General features: G+C 73.3%; 17 protein-coding genes. 9 read left to right on the forward strand and 8 right to left on the reverse strand.

Annotated features, from left to right (window positions below):
* The first annotated feature begins 153 nt into the window (after positions 1 to 153).
* Positions 154 to 1,221, forward strand: a complete 1,068-nt coding sequence (locus ABD973_RS31860) for a LacI family DNA-binding transcriptional regulator (RefSeq protein WP_345503638.1) — start codon at positions 154 to 156, stop codon at positions 1,219 to 1,221.
* Here ABD973_RS31860 and ABD973_RS31865 read toward each other — a convergent pair.
* From ABD973_RS31865 to ABD973_RS31880, 4 genes are all read right to left on the reverse strand, one after another.
* Positions 1,205 to 1,915 carry a sulfite exporter TauE/SafE family protein gene (locus tag ABD973_RS31865; protein ID WP_125819926.1) on the reverse strand — a complete coding sequence of 237 codons (711 nt, stop codon included), beginning with the start codon at positions 1,913 to 1,915 and terminating at the stop codon, positions 1,205 to 1,207. The two genes, ABD973_RS31860 and ABD973_RS31865, sit on opposite strands and share 17 nt — an antisense overlap.
* A complete protein-coding gene (locus tag ABD973_RS31870; protein ID WP_206436467.1) occupies positions 1,912 to 3,354 on the reverse strand; it encodes an amidohydrolase family protein in 1,443 nt (480 codons plus the stop codon). The genes ABD973_RS31865 and ABD973_RS31870 overlap by 4 nt, the downstream gene beginning before the upstream one ends.
* A 31-nt stretch (positions 3,355 to 3,385) precedes the next feature.
* Positions 3,386 to 4,768, reverse strand: a complete 1,383-nt coding sequence (locus ABD973_RS31875; RefSeq protein ID WP_345503642.1) for a uracil-xanthine permease family protein — start codon at positions 4,766 to 4,768, stop codon at positions 3,386 to 3,388.
* Between the two features lie 259 nt (positions 4,769 to 5,027).
* Positions 5,028 to 6,452, reverse strand: a complete 1,425-nt coding sequence (locus ABD973_RS31880; RefSeq protein WP_345503643.1) for an amidohydrolase family protein — start codon at positions 6,450 to 6,452, stop codon at positions 5,028 to 5,030.
* Between the two features lie 253 nt (positions 6,453 to 6,705).
* Here ABD973_RS31880 and ABD973_RS31885 point away from each other — a divergent pair, with 253 nt between their 5' ends.
* The 4 genes from ABD973_RS31885 to xdhC all read left to right on the forward strand — a co-directional run bounded on the left by ABD973_RS31885 (position 6,706) and on the right by xdhC (position 12,018).
* Positions 6,706 to 6,975, forward strand: coding sequence for a hypothetical protein (locus ABD973_RS31885; protein ID WP_185899303.1), 270 nt, complete (start codon positions 6,706 to 6,708; stop codon positions 6,973 to 6,975).
* 396 nt (positions 6,976 to 7,371) lie between these two features.
* Positions 7,372 to 8,829, forward strand: a complete 1,458-nt coding sequence (locus ABD973_RS31890; RefSeq protein WP_345503645.1) for a xanthine dehydrogenase small subunit — start codon at positions 7,372 to 7,374, stop codon at positions 8,827 to 8,829.
* Entirely contained in the window at positions 8,826 to 11,207 is a 2,382-nt protein-coding gene (gene xdhB / locus ABD973_RS31895; RefSeq protein WP_125819923.1) for a xanthine dehydrogenase molybdopterin binding subunit, read from the forward strand. Before ABD973_RS31890 ends, xdhB begins: the two co-directional genes overlap by 4 nt.
* A gap of 1 nt (position 11,208) precedes the next feature.
* Positions 11,209 to 12,018: a xanthine dehydrogenase accessory protein XdhC gene (gene xdhC / locus ABD973_RS31900; RefSeq protein WP_125823814.1), complete on the forward strand. Its 810-nt coding sequence runs from the start codon at positions 11,209 to 11,211 to the stop codon at positions 12,016 to 12,018.
* Between the two features lies 1 nt (position 12,019).
* Here xdhC and ABD973_RS31905 read toward each other — a convergent pair whose 3' ends face one another.
* The 4 genes from ABD973_RS31905 to ABD973_RS31920 all read right to left on the reverse strand — a co-directional run bounded on the left by ABD973_RS31905 (position 12,020) and on the right by ABD973_RS31920 (position 15,963).
* Positions 12,020 to 12,322, reverse strand: a complete 303-nt coding sequence (locus ABD973_RS31905) for a protealysin inhibitor emfourin (RefSeq protein WP_164721038.1) — start codon at positions 12,320 to 12,322, stop codon at positions 12,020 to 12,022.
* 2 nt (positions 12,323 to 12,324) lie between these two features.
* Positions 12,325 to 13,539, reverse strand: a complete 1,215-nt coding sequence (locus tag ABD973_RS31910; RefSeq protein WP_125594949.1) for a M4 family metallopeptidase — start codon at positions 13,537 to 13,539, stop codon at positions 12,325 to 12,327.
* Between the two features lie 244 nt (positions 13,540 to 13,783).
* The gene (locus ABD973_RS31915; RefSeq protein WP_345503649.1) at positions 13,784 to 14,908 is read right to left on the reverse strand and encodes an SRPBCC family protein; all 1,125 of its coding nucleotides are present in this window, start codon (positions 14,906 to 14,908) and stop codon (positions 13,784 to 13,786) included.
* Between the two features lie 8 nt (positions 14,909 to 14,916).
* Positions 14,917 to 15,963 carry a histone protein gene (locus tag ABD973_RS31920; protein ID WP_345503651.1) on the reverse strand — a complete coding sequence of 349 codons (1,047 nt, stop codon included), beginning with the start codon at positions 15,961 to 15,963 and terminating at the stop codon, positions 14,917 to 14,919.
* A gap of 49 nt (positions 15,964 to 16,012) precedes the next feature.
* Here ABD973_RS31920 and ABD973_RS31925 point away from each other — a divergent pair, with 49 nt between their 5' ends.
* Genes ABD973_RS31925 through ABD973_RS31940 form a run of 4 tightly spaced genes read left to right on the forward strand, consistent with a single transcriptional unit; the run spans position 16,013 to position 17,627 of the window.
* A complete protein-coding gene (locus ABD973_RS31925; RefSeq protein ID WP_345503653.1) occupies positions 16,013 to 16,399 on the forward strand; it encodes a gas vesicle protein GvpO in 387 nt (128 codons plus the stop codon).
* Positions 16,400 to 16,425: 26 nt separating this feature from the next.
* Positions 16,426 to 16,911 (forward strand): gas vesicle structural protein GvpA, encoded by a 486-nt coding sequence (locus ABD973_RS31930; protein WP_345503655.1) that lies wholly within the window; start codon positions 16,426 to 16,428, stop codon positions 16,909 to 16,911.
* A 3-nt stretch (positions 16,912 to 16,914) separates the two neighbouring features.
* Entirely contained in the window at positions 16,915 to 17,325 is a 411-nt protein-coding gene (locus ABD973_RS31935; protein ID WP_345503657.1) for a GvpL/GvpF family gas vesicle protein, read from the forward strand.
* Positions 17,319 to 17,627: a GvpL/GvpF family gas vesicle protein gene (locus ABD973_RS31940; protein WP_345504821.1), complete on the forward strand. Its 309-nt coding sequence runs from the start codon at positions 17,319 to 17,321 to the stop codon at positions 17,625 to 17,627. The genes ABD973_RS31935 and ABD973_RS31940 overlap by 7 nt, the downstream gene beginning before the upstream one ends.
* Positions 17,628 to 17,637 lie beyond the last annotated feature (10 nt).

Raw genomic sequence — 17,637 nt, forward strand, 5'->3', positions numbered from 1 at the left:
AACGGGTCAGGCGGCCGTTTGATCACGAGGACCGCCCGGATCCGGCGTTCGGCTCTTCGTTCGATCCTTACCCCGCCGCCGGGTCTGGAGGACGCCGGGCGGGTCGGCGAAGATGGCACCGTCCCGGCCGATCGAGTGAGGAGCCCCGCGCAGATGTCCAGTCCCGGTTCCGGTCCCGGCGCCGCTCCCGCCGAGGGCTCCCGCCGACGGCCGCCGACGATCGCCGACGTCGCGCGGGCCGCGTCGGTGTCCCCGACCACCGTGTCCCACGCGCTGAACGGGCTGGGCAAGGTCGACCCCCGGACCCGCGAACGCGTCAAGCGGACCGCCGCCGAACTCGGCTACCGGCCCAACCTGCGGGCCCAGCGGCTGCGCCAGGGCCAGGCGAAGGCCATCGCGCTCGCCTCCTCCATGCCCTTCTCGGTGGCCGCCGGCCCCTCCCGGCTCGGGTTCTACATGGAGATCGCCGCCGCCGCGGCCGAACGCGCCATGACCCACGGCTACGCGCTCGTCCTGGTCCCGCCCGTGCGGTCCGGATCGGCCCTGCACTCCCTCGACATCGACGGCGCGATCGTGGTCGAGCCCGGCGAGGACGACCCGGCCGTCACGCAGCTGCGCGAGCGGGGCCTGCCGTACGTGGCGCTCGGCCGCGAGGTGTCCGCGCCCGGGGACGCCCCGTACGTCGACCTGCGCGGCGGCCCGGTCACCGAACTGCTGCTGGGGCACCTGCGCGACCAGGGCGCCCGCCGTCCGGCGCTCCTCATCGGCGCGGGCGGCCGGCACTCCTCCGTCGACGCCCGCGCCGCGTACGAACGCGCCGCGGCCGCGGGCGGCTGGCCGCCCGTCGTCGTCACCGCCCCGGAGGAGGGCGGCGAGCAGGCCGGCTACGACGCCTGCGCCGCCCTGCTGGCCGAACACCCGCGGACCGACGCGGTCTGCGCCCTCGTGGACGTCTTCGCGGCCGGCGCCGTCCGCGCGATCCGCGACAGCGGCCGGCGCGTCCCCGAGGACGTGCTGGTGGCCACCCGGTACGACGGCCCGCGCGCCCGTACCTGCGAACCCCCGCTCACGGCCGTCGACCTCCAGCTGGACCGGGCGGCCACCGACGCGGTGGAACTGCTCCTGGCACGGCTGCGCGGTGCGCAGGCCGCCGTCGCGGCGCCGCCCGAGCCCCGTCTCGTGGCGCGGGCCTCGTCGCTGCGCGTCACGGCGCCAGGATGAGCACGGCGCCGGAGACGAGCGCGAACCCGAGCACCAGGGGGCGCATCCGTGCGGCGTCGACCCGGTGGTGCGCCAGCCGGCTCAGCCACGCCCCCGCCGCCAGGGCGGGCAACAGCAGCACGGCCCAGCCCAGTTGTGCCGGGGTGCCCCGCCCGGTCGCGAGGAGCAGGGCGAGCGAGACCACCTCGCCGATCAGGAAGCACAGGGCGACCGTGGCACGCAGCTCCGCCGGCGGACGGTGCTGGTAGACCAGGGCCAGCGGCGGCCCGCCCACCCCGGTCGCGGTCTCGGTGAGCCCCGTGACGACCCCCGCCCCCAGATAGGCGGCGCGGCCGGGCACGAAGGCCGGGGCCGCGAGGCTCACGGCCGCCGCCAGGAGGGTCGCCACGCCGACGACCAGGCCGAGCCGCCGCTCCGGCACGGCCCAGAGCAGGGCCAGCCCGCCGGGGGTCGCCGCGAGCCTGGCCGCCGTGATCCAGCCGGCTCCGCGCAGGTCCAGGGACCGCCGCTCGCGCCAGGCCACGTACACGTTCAGCGGGATCATCGACGCGAGGACGAACACCGGGAGCAGGGAGGGGTCGAGGAGTCCGGCCACCGGTGCGACGACCAGCGCGAACCCGAGGCCGCTGGTGCCCTGGACGAACGCGGCGGCCGCCACCACCAGGGCGAGGACCGCCACCGCCTGGGCGCTCACCGGGCGGCGCTCCCCGCCCGGGCGCGCGTGGAGGTGGGGTGCACGCGGGTCACCCGGGCCCGCCCGACGACCTCCGCGGCCAGCTCGGCCGCCCGCTCGACGAGCGCGCGGTCGTCCCAGCCGACGGCCCGGCCCCGCCACATCCGCAGCCGGCCGGCCGTGAACACCGCGGTGATCTGGTCGCGGTTGCCGCGGCGGACCAGCTCCCAGGGCAGGTCCCAGGACGCCCGCATCTCCGGCCCGCTCACGTCGACGAGCAGGAAGTCGGCGGCCGCCCCGGCGGCGATCCGGCCGGTGAGCGCGCCGAGGCCGACGGCGTCGGCGCCGCCCGCGCCCCCGCGGTCCAGCCAGGACCAGCCGGCGCCGCAGGACGAGTCGCCGGTGGCCAGGCCGTAGGCGAGCCGCTGGGCGAACTCGGCGGCCTCGGCGAGGCGGAAGGCGTCGCCCCGGGTGCCGTCCGTGCCCAGGCCGAAGCGGATCCCGCGTTCGGCCATGGTGGTGGCCGGTGCCACGGCGTTGCCCTTCCAGGCGCTGGCGACCGGGTTGTAGCTCACGGCGGTGCCGGTGTCGGCGAGCAGGGTCAGCTCGGCCGGGGTGACCAGGGTGGCGTGCGCGGCCAGCAACTGCGGTCCCAGGGCGCCGGCTTCGCGCAGGTACTCCAGGGGGCGCAGGCCGTGCCGGACGAGGGAGCGTTCCACGGCGGCGAGGTGTTCGTTGACGTGGACCTGGACGACGGCGCCCGCTTCGGCGGCGAGCCGTGCGGTGTCCCGCAGGGTCTTCGCGGTGGCGGCTTCCGGGACGGAGACGGCCAGCGACGGGTGTACCAGCTCCGCGCCGGCGTACCGGGCGAGGTGCTTCTCGGCGGCGGCCAGGACGGCGGTGCGGTCCGTGCGCGCGGTGCCGTCGGCATCGTTGCAGACGAGCCCGAGCACGCAGCGGATGCCGGCCTCGGTGGTGGCGCGAGCCAGGGCGTCGACGTCCACCGGGGCCCGGGTGCCGGCGTCGGCGACGGTGGTGAACCCGCCCCGCAGGGATTCCAGGGCGGCCAGCTTCGCGGCGACGTGCGCGGACTCCTCGTCCAGGGCGCCCTCCAGGGGGACCCACACGCGGCTGAAGATCTCGGAGGGCTCGCCGAAGGCCAGCGCCGCGCCGAAGCTCTGCGTCAGGTGGTGGTGCGCGTCCACGAAGCCCGGCATCAGCACGTGCCCGGGCAGCCGGACCGGGGTCAGGTCCGGATGTTCGCGTTCCAGCCGGGCGGCCGGCCCGACGGCGAGGAAGGAGCCGTCGGCGACGACGGCCGCGTACCGCTCCACGGGGCCCTGGGGCGTCATCACGAGGGCGGGTGCCAGGAGTTGTACGTCCGCCGTCAGCCGGGACGCGGTCAGCGGGGCTTGCGCGGCGGGGGAGCAGGGTGTGGTGCCGGCGGTGTCACGGCTCATGGGGTGGGTCATCTCGTCCTTCGCGTACGGGTCACGCATGGGGCAGGGGGCGGGGGCCGCCGGCGTCGACGGGGGAGTGCGCGGGCCGTGCGGTGCGGCCGGCGGACAGCCGGGGCCTGACGTGGTGGAAGAGGACGTTGAGGACGGCGGCGGTGAACGCGCCCACGGCGACGCCGCTTTCGAGCAGGATCCGCGCGCCGGACGGCAGGCCCGCGTAGACGCCGGGGACGAGGATCGGCAGCAGGCCCAGGGCGAGGGCGACGGCGCAGATGAAGGCGTGGGAGTGCCGGTCGAGTCCGGCCCTGCCGAGCATCTGGACGCCGAGCACGGTGATGACCGCGAAGACCACCATGGCGGTGCCGCCGACGACGGCGGACGGGATGACGCTGATGGCGCGGATCACCGGGGCGAGGAAGCCGATGACGATGAGCACGACCCCGGCGGCCGCGGTGACGAACCGGCTGCGGACGCCGGTCACCCGGACGATGCCGATGTTCTCGCCGCTGGTCACCATCAGCGGCAGCCCGAGGAAGCCGGCGAGCAGGGAGACGAGGGCGTCACCGCGGATGGTCCTGGGCACGTGCGTGCGGCGGTCGATCTCCTTGCCGACGGTCTCGGCGTTGATGACGGTCTGCCCGGTGGCCTCCGCCATGGAGGCCAGGCCGTACAGCATCAGGGGCAGCGCGGCGACGAGGTGGAACTCGGGCGTGCCGAACGGCATCAGCTGGGGCGCGCTCAGTACCCCGCCGTCGGTGATCCCGCCGAAGTCGAGCCGTCCGAGGGCGAAGGCGAGCAGGCTGCCGGCGATCAGGCCCAGCATCACCGCGAGTTGCCGCAGGACGCCGCTGAACAGCCAGTAGAGGGCGACGGTGAAGCCGATCGTCGCGAGTCCCAGCGCCAGGTTCGCAGGGTCGGCGAAGCCGGGAGTCCCGGGGCGGCCGGTGACGAGCAGCGCGCCCACCTTCACCAGGTTGACGCCGACGATGACGATCATCGTGCCGATGACCAGGGTGGGGAAGAACCTCAGCAGGCGGGAGAAGACCGGCAGGACGACGAAGTAGAACGCCGCGCTGATGATCACCGCTCCGGTGGCGGTGCGTACGCCGTGCTCCTCGGCGATGGCCAGGAACAGGATCAGCGCGGCCCCGCCGGGCAGCATGACGAACGGCAGCCGGGGCCCGAACTTCCAGGGGCCGAGCGACTGGATCAGCGAGCCGGCCCCCGAGAGCACGAAGGCCGCCGAGAGCAGGTTCACGGTGAGGCCGGGGTCGAGGCGGAGGGTGGCGCTCATCAGGAAGATCGCCGAGACGGGGGTGGCGGCCATGACGAGGACGTGCTGGACACCGAACAGGAGGATCCGGCTCAGTGGGCGGGACTGGTCCACGGGGTGGGGGAGAGTGCTGGGACTGGACACGTTCGAGCTCCGTTCGGCTCGCTCCGGCGTTGGGCCGCGATCCGGCTCGCAAGGGAGCCGGATCGAAGGGGCCAAATCGATTTGGCCGTCAGTATGTGAGGGCCCGTGAAACCCCGTCAAGGGTTGCGGACTCACCGATTCCATCCGTCTCGGCGAGGACAACGCCCCGGCTTCCCCGCCCACTTGGAAGCCGTGGGGAACGCCGGAAAGCAGACTGTCGGGGCCCGTCGGGAGCCGTCGGGAGACCCCGTCCCGCAGGTCAGGCCGTACGCAGGCGGGTCGCGGCCGCCTCGGCCTCCCGTACGACGCGCCGGGTGTCGACGCCGACCAGCCGGCCGCCGAGCTTGAGCGCGCGTCCGTCCACGAAAACGGCTTCGACGTTCTCGGGCCGCCCGTTGAAGACGATCTGCCCGACCCAGTCGAAGCGCGGCGCGAAGTTCAGCGCGGCCGGGTCGACGACCACGACGTCGGCCCGCTTGCCGGGGGTCAGGGAGCCCACCCGGTCCTCGATGCCGAGCACCTCGGCGCCGCCCAGGGTGGCCATCCGCAGCACGTCGGACACCTGCGGGAAGACCCCCGCCCGGGTCGTGCGGACGCGCTGGAGGCCGACGGCGGCCTTCATCAGCGCGTGGAAGTCGGAGCTGTCGTTGGTCCCGCCGTCCAGCCCGAGCCCGACCTTGACGCCCCGGCCCGCCAGGTCGGACAGCGGCATGATGCCGGAGGCCAGCCGCATGTTGCTGAGCGGACAGTGGGCCGCGCGCACGTCGTGCCCGGCGACGGCGGCGATCTCCGCGTCCGTCAGGTGGACGGCGTGGTTGATCAGCAGCCGCGGGCCCATCGCGCCGATGTCGGCGAGCACCCCGAGGGGATCGTCGGCGCGCTGCTCGGGCCGCTCCAGGACATGGGAGTTGAGCATCACCCCCAGCTCCTGGGCGGCCTCCCAGTGGGCGCGGTTGTGGGACTCGGCGGCCCGCGCCGCGTGCGTGGCGACCTGGAAGGAAGCGAGCGGCAGCGGGTCGACGAGCTCCCGCTTCACCTTCGTGAGCAGGACCGCGTCCGGGGCCGGCGGGTACATGGCGTACGTGAACCGCAGCCCGGTGCCGGCCAGCGCCCGCACGTAGCTCTCGATCAGGTCGTACGAGAAGATGTCCACCCAGTCCAGCAGCGTCGTCACGCCCGACTGGACGGCGTCCAGGGCGGCGAGCCGCACGATGCTGTGAAGGTCCGCCGGGGTCAGGCGCCCGCGCAGGGGATCCGTACACCCCCGGAACCAGCCGAACAGGTCCCGGTCGGTGCACCCGCCCCGGATCGCCGCCTGCCAGAGGTGGTTGTGGGTGTCGACGAACCCGGGCATCACCAGCCTGCCCGGGACCTCCACCACCCGGGCACCGGGCGGTGTCGGCAGCGCCGGGCCGACGGCGGCGATGGCGCCGTCCCGCATCAGCACGTCCGCGTCGCCGACGGCGCCGAGGGGACCGCTGCCGAGGGCGGGATCCATGGTGAGCACCAGGGAGGCCCCGCGGAGCAGGACCGTACGGCCGCCCCGGGCGGCGGGCGAGAGCTGGTCGAGGGGTGCGCGGCGGGGCGCGGCGCCGAGGACGAGCGGGGCCGCGGCGGCCAGACCGAGGCCGGCGAGGAGATCGCGGCGGCTGGGGGCCGAGGGCTTCGTGGGGGCCGAGTGCATGGCGTGGTGCCTCCCGAGGGCTCAGAACGGAAGGCCCGCCCGGGCGGGGCGCTGAACGGGATGCCGGGACGGAGCGACGCCGGGAGGGGGCGCCGGGCCGGGGCGGGAGATTACCCGCAGCATTCCCAGCGCACGGGCATTCGATAGGCGCCGGTGGAAAACTTTTTCCATCGCACGGTCCCCGCGGGGCCCGGGACCCGGGCCCCGGCCGCGCCTCTGGGCCCGCGGCGGGCCCGGTCACTAGCCTGACCCCATGACTCCCGCCGCCCGCCCCGCACCCGACCGGTACACCGTCGTCCTGCGCCCCGGCCCGCCGGGCACCGCCCAGGACGCCAAGGGGCACGGTGCGGTCCTGCGCACCGCCCGCGTGGAGGCCACCGGAGCCACCGGCGTCTCCGGATACCCCCGCTACCAGGGCGAAGGGGTCCAGGCCGAGATCGACCCCGAGAGCCGGGCCGTCGAGGCCGTCACCGTCGACGGCGAGGAACTCCCGTACGGCTGGATCGCCCAACTGGCCGACTGAACCCGGCGGCGGAGCCCCCCGGAAGGGCGCCACCGGGTCCGTCCACGGCGGCTTGACCGATGGACCTGCGGCAACGTAGCTTCTGCCGGACCGGCTCGTGAGTGGACGTAAGGAGGCGAAGTCGGATGTCGACCCCCTCCGCGGCGCTTCGCCTCGCCCACCAGGTCGCCTGGGCTCCGGGCCGTGTAGCACACGGCTGCTGAACAGCCCCTCCCCACCGGCGTGCCCGATTGCGGCCCCGGCTCCTTTTTCGATTCTCTGTCACCGCCTGAGGCGCGCCGTCGCGCGCCCATGTGCGCTCTCCGGGTTCTCCGGCCGCGCCTCCGAAACAGAAGGCTCCTGAAAAATGGCGACTAGGACGATCAGCTCCACCGCGCACCGAGACGAGGACCGGCCGTGGTAGCGGCACGGATCACCGTCAACGGGAAAGAAACCCCCATCGCGCCCGCGACGCCCCACACCACCGTGCTCGACTTCCTGCGCGAGCGCGGCCTCACCGGCACCAAGGAGGGCTGCGCCGAAGGCGAGTGCGGCGCCTGCTCCGTCCTCGTGGCCCGGCCCGGCGTCGACAAGCCCACCGACTGGGTGGCCGTCAACGCCTGCCTGGTCCCGGTCGCGGCGCTCGACGGGCAGGAGGTCGTCACCTCCGAAGGCCTCGCCACCCCCGGCGCCCCCGGCACCCCGCCCGCCCTGCACCCCGTCCAGGAGGAGATGGCGGTCCGCGGCGGCTCCCAATGCGGCTACTGCACACCGGGGTTCGTCTGCAGCATGGCCGCCGAGTACTACCGGCCCGGACGCTGCGCACACCCGGAACCGGCCGCCGACGCCGAGCACGGACCGAACGGCTTCGACCTGCACGCGCTCAGCGGCAACCTGTGCCGCTGTACCGGCTACCGGCCCATCCGCGACGCCGCCTACGCCGTCGGAACCCCCGCCGAGGACGACCCGCTGGCCCTGCGCCGCGAACAGTCCCCGCCCGCCCCGGCCACCACCGAATACACCCTGGACGACAGCGCGTTCCTGCGCCCCGCCACCCTCGACGAGACACTGCGGCTGCTGCGCGACCGGCCCGACGCGGTCGTCGTGGCCGGCAGCACCGACTGGGGCGTCGAGGTCAACATCCGCGCCCGCCGCGCCGACTGCGTCGTCGCCGTCGACCGGCTCCCCGAACTCCGCGAACTGCGCGTCGAACCCGACTCCCTCGTCATCGGCGCGGCCCAGACCCTCACCGAGATCGAACGCCGCCTCGACAACACCGTTCCCCTGCTCGCGGAACTCTTCCCGCAGTTCGCCTCCCGCCTCATCCGCAACAGCGCCACCCTCGGCGGCAACCTGGGCACCGGCTCGCCCATCGGCGACAGCCCGCCGGTGCTGCTCGCGCTGGAGGCGTCGGTGCTCCTCGCCGACGCCGACGGCGAGCGCGAGGTCCCCCTCGCCGACTACTTCACCGGCTACCGGCAGAGCGTCCGCCGGCCCGGCGAGCTGATCCGCGCGGTGCGCGTCCCGCTGCCCCTGTCACCCGTCACCGCCTTCCACAAGATCGCCAAGCGGCGCTTCGACGACATCTCCAGCGTGGCCGTCGCCTTCGCCCTCGACATCGAGGACGGCGTCGTCCGCAAGGCGCGCATCGGCCTGGGCGGCGTGGCCGCCACCCCCATCCGCGCCCTCGCCACCGAGGCCGCCCTGGAGGGCCGCCCCTGGACGGAGGAGACCGCCCGGGCCGCCGCCGCGGTCCTGCGGGCCCAGGGCACCCCGATGGACGACCACCGCGCCAGCGCCGAGTACCGCTCCGCGATGCTCGGCCAGAGCCTGCTGAAGCTGTACGCACAGACCACCGAGGCGGTGCCGTCATGAGCCACCTGTCCGAACGCCCCGAGAAGCCCGCGGTCGGCCTCCCGCTGCCGCACGAGAGCGCGGCCCTCCACGTCACCGGCGCCGCGCTCTACACCGACGACCTGGTCCACCGCACCAAGGACGTCCTGCACGCCCACCCGGTCCAGGTCATGAAGGCCCGCGGCCGGATCACCGCCCTGCGCACCGGGCCCGCCCTCGCCGTCCCCGGCGTGGTCCGCGTACTCACCGGCGCCGACGTGCCCGGCGTCAACGACGCCGGCATGAAGCACGACGAACCGCTCTTCCCCGACGAGGTCCAGTTCCACGGCCACGCCGTGGCCTGGGTGCTCGGCGAGACCCCGGAAGCGGCCCGGCTCGGCGCCGCGGCCGTCGAAGTGGAACTCGACGAACAGCCCTCCGTGGTCACCCTGGAGGAGGCCATCGCCGCCGGCAGCTTCCACGGCGCCCGGCCCGAGATGGTGACCGGCGACGTCCAAGCGGGCTTCGCCGACTCCGCCCACGTCTTCACCGGCGAGTTCCGCTTCTCCGACCAGGAGCACTTCTACCTGGAGACCCACGCCGCACTCGCCCATGTCGACGAGGCCGGGCAGGTGTTCGTCCAGAGCAGCACCCAGCACCCCTCGGAGACGCAGGAGATCGTCGCCCACGTCCTCGGCCTGCACAGCCACGAGGTCACCGTGCAGTGCCTGCGGATGGGCGGCGGCTTCGGCGGCAAGGAGATGCAGCCCCACGGGTTCGCGGCCGTCGCCGCACTCGGCGCCCGGCTGACCGGCAGGCCCGTGCGGCTGCGCCTCAACCGGACCCAGGACCTGACCATGTCGGGCAAGCGCCACGGCTTCCACGCCGCGTGGAAGATCGGCTTCGACGCCGAGGGCCGCATCCAGGCCCTGGACGCCACCCTGACCGCCGACGGCGGCTGGAGCCTGGACCTCTCCGAACCGGTCGTGGCCCGCGCCCTCTGCCACATCGACAACACCTACTGGATCCCCAACGCGCACGTCCGCGGCCGCATCGCGAAGACCAACAAGGTCTCCAACACCGCCTTCCGCGGCTTCGGCGGACCCCAGGGCATGCTCGTGATCGAGGACATCATGGGCCGCTGCGCCCCGCTCCTCGGCATCGGCCCCAGGGAACTGCGCGAACGGAACTTCTACCGGCCCGGCCAGTCCACCCCCTACGGACAGCAGGTCAGGCAGCCCGAACGGATCTCCGCCGTCTGGGAGCAGGTCAAGGAGAACGGCCTCCTGGCGGACCGCGAACGCGAGATCGCCGCCTTCAACGCCGCGCACCCGCACACCAAGCGGGCCCTCGCGATCACCGGCGTCAAGTTCGGCATCTCGTTCAACCTCACCGCCTTCAACCAGGGCGGCGCACTGGTACTGATCTACAAGGACGGCTCGGTCCTGATCAACCACGGCGGCACCGAGATGGGCCAGGGCCTGCACACCAAGATGATCCAGGTGGCCGCCACCTCCCTCGGCATCCCGCTGCACAAGGTGCGCCTCGCGCCGACCCGGACCGACAAGGTGCCCAACAGCTCCGCCACCGCGGCCAGCGCCGGCGCCGACCTCAACGGCGCGGCCGTGAAGAACGCCTGCGAGCAGCTGCGCGGACGGCTGCTCCAGGTCGCCGCCACCCAGCTCGGCGCGAATGCCTCGGACGTGCGCATCGTCGAGGGCGTCGCGCGCGTCGTCGGCGGCGACAAGGAGCTGGCCTGGGACGACCTGGTGCGCACCGCGTACTTCCAGCGGGTCCAGCTGTCGGCGGCCGGCTTCTACCGGACCGAGGGGCTGCACTGGGACCCGAAGTCCTTCCAGGGCTCGCCGTTCAAGTACTTCTCCCACGGCGCCGCCGCCGCCGAGGTGGAGGTGGACGGCTTCACCGGCGCGTACCGTATCCGGCGGGTCGACATCGTGCACGACGTCGGCGACAGCCTGTCCCCGCTGATCGACATCGGCCAGGTCGAGGGCGGCTTCGTCCAGGGCGCGGGCTGGCTGACCCTGGAGGACATGCGCTGGGACACCGGCGACGGGCCGAACCGGGGCCGGCTGCTGACCCAGGCGGCCAGCACCTACAAGCTGCCGAGCTTCTCGGAGATGCCCGAGGAGTTCAACGTGACCCTGCTGCAGAACGCCACCGAGGAGGGCGCGGTCTACGGCTCCAAGGCGGTCGGCGAGCCCCCGCTGATGCTGGCCTTCTCGGTACGGGAGGCGCTGCGGCAGGCCGCGGCGGCGTTCGGGCCCGCCGGTGCCAGTGTGGAACTCGCCTCGCCCGCGACGCCGGAAGCGGTGTACTGGGCGATCGAGTCCGCCCGTCGCGGCGGCGCGCGCGGCGCCGGCGGGGTCCCCGCCGACGCGAGCGTCCTGAGCAATGTCTGACATGACCTGGGTGGCCGCGGTCGCGCGGTTGCGGGCCCGCCGGGAACCCGGCGCGCTCGTGACCGTCGCGGCCGTGCGCGGCCACGCACCCCGCAGGGCCGGCGCCAAACTCGTCGTGGGACGGACCGCGACGTGGGGCTCGATCGGCGGCGGCAACATCGAGGCCGTGGCGATCGACCGCGCCCGCGAGGTGATCGGCACGCCGGATCCGGAGCCCGAGCTGATGGACTTCGCCCTCAACGACAAGGTCACCGGCCCGCACGGCGTCCAGTGCTGCGGGGGTGCGGTCAGCGTCCTGCTCGAACCGCTGCCGGTGGTCCCGGCCGTGGCGGTGTTCGGGGTCGGGCACGTCGGCCTGGAGCTGGCGCGGATCCTGGCCCGCCACGATCTCGACCTGCACCTGATCGACACGCGTCCCGACCAGCTCTCGGACGAGCGGCTCTCGGTGCTCGCGGACGCGGTGGCACAGGTCCACGTGCACCAGGTGCCGCTGCTGCCCGAGGAGGTGCTCGGGGAGCTGGCGCCCGGCACGCACGTCCTGATCATGACGCACGACCACGCCGAGGACGCCGCCCTGTGCGACGCCGCCCTGCGCACCCCCGGTCTCGGCTCGGTCGGGCTCATCGGCTCGGCCGCCAAATGGGCCCGGTTCCGCCGGCGCCTGGAGACCGAGGGCGGCCATGACGCGGCCGCCATCGACCGGATCAAGACCCCGATCGGGATGACCGAGATCACCGGCAAGGAGCCGGCGGTCATCGCGGTCGGGGTCGCGGCGGACCTGCTGCGGACCTTCGAGCGGGACGCCGGCTGAGTCACCCGCGCGCGAAGCGGTCCCGGAGCCAGGCGAGCAGGGCCGCGAATGCGGGGGACATGGCGGCGTCCGACTGTTCGAGGACCGTCGAGCGGCCGCCGTCCTCCACCGTGATCGCGTAGCCCTTCGCATCCCTGGCGCGGCCGGGATCCTCCGGCGGGGGCGCCGCCGCGGCCGCGGCCACCAGCCGTTCCAGCTCGGCCGCGGCGCCCTGGGGCAGGGCGGCCGAGTCCAGCACATCGGGTGGCCGGCGGAGGCTGGCGGCCGCCGCCAGCCCGCCGTACTGCTCCAGGGTGACCTTCATCGTCACCTGGAGCCCTTCAGGGTGGCCACTTCCTTGGCCAGTCCCGTCACCTTGTCGCTGAGCGTGGCGATCTGCCGGGTCAGGGCCGCCAGATCGGCGTCCCGGCCCGCACCTCCGTGCCCGTTGACCGCGAAGGACCGCGCACCCGCGAGCCCCGGCGGGACTCCGGTGATCTGGATCTCCACTTCCCGCCAGCCCGCCACGACGGCCGCCTGTTCGGGGCTGCCGGCGCCGAACAGCCTGCCGGCCTGCTGGAAGGTGTGGTCCGCGAAGACCTGGAACGTGTCCCGGCGCCCCGACGTCCTGAGCGCCTCGTACCAGATCCGGCCGCTGAGCTCCCACGGGAATCCGCCGATCCCGATCGCCGTCGCGTAGAACGCCTTGTTCGGAATGCCGGAGTTGAAGTGCACCCCGCCGTTGTCCCCCCGCGGCGTGTCGGGCAGGTGGACGAACTTGCTCATCCGGTCCGGCTGCGGGTCCTTGCCGACCAGCGGGTTGTTGTAGGCCGTGCCCGGCGCCTTCATGGACCTCAGGGCGTCTCCCTCGATGCCCGGCGTCCACACGTCGGCGCCGATCAGCCAGTCGGCCTCCTCGGCGGTCTGCTTCATGGACCACTGCTTGACCAGTGAGCCGAAGACGTCCGACATCGACTCGTTCAGGGCCCCGGACTGGTTGTGGTACTCGAAGTTCGAGGTGTGCTCGGTGACACCGTGCGTCAACTCGTGGCCGACCACGTCGAGGGACCCGGTGAGGTTGCTGAACTCCACCCCGTCCCCGTCGCCGAAGAGCATCTCACCGCCGTCCCAGAATGCGTTGTTGATCCGTACACCGAAGTGGACGAACCCGTTCAGGCGCATCCCCCGGTCGTCGATCGAATTGCGCTGGAACACCTCCTTGTAGAAGTCCCGGGTCAGGCCCAGCGCCTCGAACGCCCGGTTCACGGCCTCGTCCGGGGACTCCGGGCCGTCCTCCGACCGGGCCGCGACCGCGTCGGCGAGGTCTTCGCTGTGCTCGCAGTCGAAGACGGTGCGCCGGGAGTCGCCGGGGGCGGCGGACAGCGCGGAGAGTCCCGCGCGGATATCCCGTTCGCCCCGCAGGCGGGCGGTGGTCAGCAGAGTGTCCAGCGCCGCCTGCCGCACCTCACTGTCTTCGCTCTCCATGAGCTTGTCGAGGATGTACGGCGGGATGATGCAGTTGATCGGTCGGGTCCTACTCATGGGGCACCTCCTGAGTGAGAGGACCAACGGTTGACGGTTCATCGTCTTCGCCGCAGGATTTGAGATACCGGAACGCAGGGGGGCCCTTGACTTCCAACTGGCCAGGGGAGGTCGAAGCGTTGGCGCCGACCAGCCCTGATTCCCGCGGCGGGGCCACGCTGACAACACCAGTCTCCTGCCGCCCGTAGCGGCTGGCAAACGCTCCGGGCCCCTGCCGCCCTCCGGCCTCCGCGAGGCCGGTTCCTCAGCGCCGGCGTCTCCGGGGACGGGGTGCCTCGTCCTCGTACTCGTCCTCCGCGCCCTCGTCGTCCTCCTCTTCGCCTTCCTCGTCCTCGTCCTCGTCCTCGGCCGGCTCCTGGTCCTCCGCGTCCTCGTCCTCGTCCTCGTCCTCGGCCGGCTCCTGGTCCTCCGCGTCCTCCTCCTCGTCCTCGTCGTCTTCCTCCGGGTAGTCCTCGGCGTCCTCGCCGGCCTCGTCGGCCTCGCCGTCGTCCTCGTACTCCTCGTCCTCGTACTCCTCGTCCTCGGGTTCGCCCTCCGAGGCCTCCTCGTTCTCCAGGGCCTCCTCGTGGGTGACCACGACCTCGCCGTCCCGGATCTCCCCGCGCCAGCCCTCCGGCTCATCGGTGGCCAGGGTGACGTAGCGGTCGAAGTGCTTCAGGTCCAGACGCAGCCGGCGGCCCTGTGCCCGCCAGAGGTTGCCCGTCCTCTCGAAGAGCCCGGAGGGGTAGTACTCCACTACCAGGAGGATCCGGGTCAGGGACGGGGCGAGCTCGTGGAAGCTCACGCAGCCGCGCGTGGTCCCCTTGGGGCCGTCGGTGGTCCAGACGATCCTCTCGTCGGGCACCTGTTCCTGGACCGTGGCCTTCCAGTTGCGGGTGGACGGGCCGACCTTGACCCTCCAGTCGGAGGTCGTGTCGTCGCCCTGCGAGACGCTGCGCACGCCCTTCGCGAAGCTGCTGAAGTCCTCGTACCGGGTCCAGTGGTCGTACGCGGTACGGAGCGGTACGCCCACGTCCAGCGACTCGACCATGTTGATGGCCTTGGTACTGCCCTTGCGGCTCCGGCCCTTGCCCTTGCCGCCGCCGAGCAGGCCGGATCCCAGGTCCGTGACCTTGTCCTTGAGGCCCCCGAGGGTCTGCCCGACGACGGCCTTGACGGGCGAGTCGCCCTGGAGGAGCCGGCCGCCCACGCCGGCCAGCGAGCCGCCGTTCTCCGCGACGTCGTACAGGCCGTCGGTGAGGTCGCCGACCTTGTCGACCGCCTTGTCCGCCAGTTGGCCGGCCTGGGCGGAGAGGTAGGAGGACAGTTCGCCCATCAGTTTGTCGAGACCGGACTCGGCGCCACCGGCGCCCTGTCGTGTGGTGGCCATGGTTCACCTCACCTCCGCGCGGCCGGCTTGCGACGGGCCGTCGTCTTCTTCGCCGCGGTCTTTTTGGCCGTGGTCTTCTTCGCCGCGGTCTTCTTGGCGGCGGACTTGGAAGCGGGCCGGGCGGCCGAGCCCCTGCTCGCCGTCGTCTTGCTCGCCGCGGTCTTCTTGGCCGCCGTCTTCTTGGCCGCGGTCTTCTTGGCCGCGGTCTTCTTCGCGGGCGGGCCGGCCGCCTTCTTGGCCGGAGCCCGGCCTCCGGCGCCGGAGGAGGCCGTCCCGGACCTCGTGCCGCTCGCCGTCTTCTTCGCCGGGGCCCGCTTCGAGGCCGCGCCGACCGAGGTCTTCCCGGTGCCGCCGCCGGCCTTCTTCGCGGGTGCCGCCTTCTTCGCCGGTGCCGCCTTCTTCGCGGGTGCCTCGCGGGCGCGTGCCCGGCGGGGTGCCGTCCCGGCGGTGCGGGGGGCGGGAGCGCGGCGGGCGGGCCGGCGGCGAGCCGGGGGCTCTTCCTCCTCCTCGGGCTCTTCTTCTTCCTCCTCCTCTTCGGGCTCTTCCTCCTCCTGTTCCGGCTCCCGGTCCTCGTCCTCGGGCTCCTCCTCGTCCTCGGGCTCCTCTTCCTCGTCCTCCGGCTCCAGGTCCTGCTCCTCGCCTTCCTCGTCCTCCTCGTAGGGCTCCTCCTCGTCGTCGTAGCCCTCCTCCGGCTCCTCGTAGGCGTCCTCGTCCTCCTCCTCGGCGCCCGACTCGTCACGGCCGCGGGTGAGGGCGAGGGTGCGGTCGTGGAGCGTGTCGGCGAGCTGGGACAGCCCCCGGTTCGCCGCGGCCGAGACGGCCTTCCGGCCTGCGTCCAGGGCCTCACCCCTGAGCTGGTCGCCGAGCTCGGCGACCTGCGGCATCTCGCCGAGCTTCTTCACGCCCTGCATCGCGAGCTCTTTCGGGTCGAGGCCCAGCCGCCGGCCGGCCGCGTAGGTCGCCAGACTCAAGGCCAGACGTCCCTTCTTCGCCCGCCCCAGTACGTACCCTCCGACGATGGCAGCCGCCAGAGCGATCTTCGTCGTGTCGTCCATGAACCTGTTCCCTTCACGGTGCGCGGATACTTCGCGAGGAGAGTGGCTCATGGCCGCAGCAGAGCCGGCCCGCCGCCGACGCCCCACGGACGACGACGGCGCCCCGGACGCCCAGACCAGCAGGCCGCGCCGCAAGGCTTCGGCGCGCAGGGCCCCCGCGCCCCCGCGCGGAGGTGTCACCGGCGCCGCCGCGGCCATGCGCCTCGCGGCCGGACAGCTCGCCCAGCTGCTGGGGCGCACACCCGAGTCGGTGTCCTCCCTCAGGCCCACCGAAGACGGCTGGGAGGCGCAGGTGGAGGTGCTCGAACTGGAACGCATCCCCGACACCACCAGCGTCCTGGCCAGCTACAAGGTCACCATGGACGAGGACGGCGAGCTGATCTCCTACGAACGGACCCGGCGGTACAGCCGGGGCATGATCGACAGGCCGGGCTGACGGACCGGCCCCGAAGGGAAGCGGCCATGACTGTCATGCCGCAGGGCGGAAACAGCCTCAGCAGGAGCGCGGGCGCAGGCGTCGGCGCCGGCGGAGGCACGAGCAACCTCTACGACGTCCTGGAGCTGATCCTCGACCGCGGCCTCGTCATCGACGTGTTCGTACGCGTCTCCCTGGTCGGGATCGAGATCCTGAAGATCGACGCCCGGATCGTCGTCGCGAGCGTCGACACCTACCTGCGCTTCGCCGAAGCCTGCAACAGGCTCGACCTGGAGGCCGGCCGCAAGGCTCCCGCCCAGCTGACCGACATCGTCGGCGACGTGGTCGAGAGCGGCTCCCGGGGCAAGAGCAAGGGCGTGCTCGGCGGAGCGGTGGACGCCCTCACCCAGTCCCTGGGCGGCAGGTCCGACCAGGAGGAGGAGCCGGAGGAGCCCGAAGAGGAGCCCGAGGAGCAGGAAGCCCCCCGGCGCCGCCGCCCGGCCCGGCGTCCCGTCCGGCGCGAGAAGGAGTAGGCGATGGTCCTCTACGTGTACTCGATCGTCGCCGCCGGCCACCCCTGCCGGCTGGACGGCCTGACCGGCGTCGGCGCGGACCCCGCGCCGCTGCGCGCCGTCACGGCCGGGAGCCTGCGCGCGGTCGTCAGCGACGTCGACGAGGAGATCAGGCCCAGACGCCGGGACCTGGCCGCCCACCAGGAGGTCCAGGAACGCCTCATGGCCGACGGAACGGTGCTCCCCCTCCAGTTCGGATACACCGCCCCCGACGACCTCGCGGTCACGGAGGTGCTCCAGGAGGGCGCCGACGCCTACCTGGAGGCCCTGGAGCGGCTCGACGGCTGCGTCGAGTACAACGTCGCAAGGCCTCCCGGGCCGAAGAGGGGCTGCTCAGGGAGATCCTCGAGGACTCGGCCCAGGCAAGGCTGCTGAACGAGCGCATCAAGGCCGGGGACTCCGACCCGCGGCTGCCGCTCCAGCTCGGCGAACTGGTCGCGGCGCAGGTGCGCGAGCGGCAGGAGGAGCTGGCCGCCGCGCTGGTGCGGGCCCTCATCCCCCTCGCCCGGGACCACAGCGTCAGGGCTCCGGCGGACGGCGACCTGCTCAACCTGTCCCTGCTGGTCCCCGACGACCGGAGGAACGCCTTCGTCGAGGCCGGGGCCGACCTCGCCCGGCAGGCCGACGACATCGATTTCCGCTTCACCGGGCCACTGCCCCCCTACAGCTTCGTGTAGCCGCCGGGAG

It is taken from the genome of Streptomyces racemochromogenes (genome assembly GCF_039535215.1).
In the GTDB taxonomy this organism is placed as follows: Bacteria; Actinomycetota; Actinomycetes; order Streptomycetales; family Streptomycetaceae; genus Streptomyces; species Streptomyces racemochromogenes.

Excerpts from the sequence above, each read along its gene's own strand:
- ABD973_RS31860 (WP_345503638.1), top strand. The coding sequence starts at position 154 with ATGTCCAGTCCCGGTTCCGGTCCCGGCGCCGCTCCCGCCGAGGGCTCC.
- ABD973_RS31880 (WP_345503643.1), bottom strand. The coding sequence starts at position 6,452 with ATGCACTCGGCCCCCACGAAGCCCTCGGCCCCCAGCCGCCGCGATCTC.
- ABD973_RS31915 (WP_345503649.1), bottom strand. The coding sequence starts at position 14,908 with ATGGCCACCACACGACAGGGCGCCGGTGGCGCCGAGTCCGGTCTCGAC.
- ABD973_RS31885 (WP_185899303.1), top strand. The coding sequence starts at position 6,706 with ATGACTCCCGCCGCCCGCCCCGCACCCGACCGGTACACCGTCGTCCTG.
- ABD973_RS31905 (WP_164721038.1), bottom strand. The coding sequence starts at position 12,322 with ATGAAGGTCACCCTGGAGCAGTACGGCGGGCTGGCGGCGGCCGCCAGC.
- xdhC (WP_125823814.1), top strand. The coding sequence starts at position 11,209 with ATGACCTGGGTGGCCGCGGTCGCGCGGTTGCGGGCCCGCCGGGAACCC.
- ABD973_RS31930 (WP_345503655.1), top strand. The coding sequence starts at position 16,426 with ATGACTGTCATGCCGCAGGGCGGAAACAGCCTCAGCAGGAGCGCGGGC.
- ABD973_RS31935 (WP_345503657.1), top strand. The coding sequence starts at position 16,915 with ATGGTCCTCTACGTGTACTCGATCGTCGCCGCCGGCCACCCCTGCCGG.
- ABD973_RS31925 (WP_345503653.1), top strand. The coding sequence starts at position 16,013 with ATGGCCGCAGCAGAGCCGGCCCGCCGCCGACGCCCCACGGACGACGAC.
- xdhB (WP_125819923.1), top strand. The coding sequence starts at position 8,826 with ATGAGCCACCTGTCCGAACGCCCCGAGAAGCCCGCGGTCGGCCTCCCG.
- ABD973_RS31920 (WP_345503651.1), bottom strand. The coding sequence starts at position 15,963 with ATGGACGACACGACGAAGATCGCTCTGGCGGCTGCCATCGTCGGAGGG.
- ABD973_RS31910 (WP_125594949.1), bottom strand. The coding sequence starts at position 13,539 with ATGAGTAGGACCCGACCGATCAACTGCATCATCCCGCCGTACATCCTC.
- ABD973_RS31870 (WP_206436467.1), bottom strand. The coding sequence starts at position 3,354 with ATGAGCCGTGACACCGCCGGCACCACACCCTGCTCCCCCGCCGCGCAA.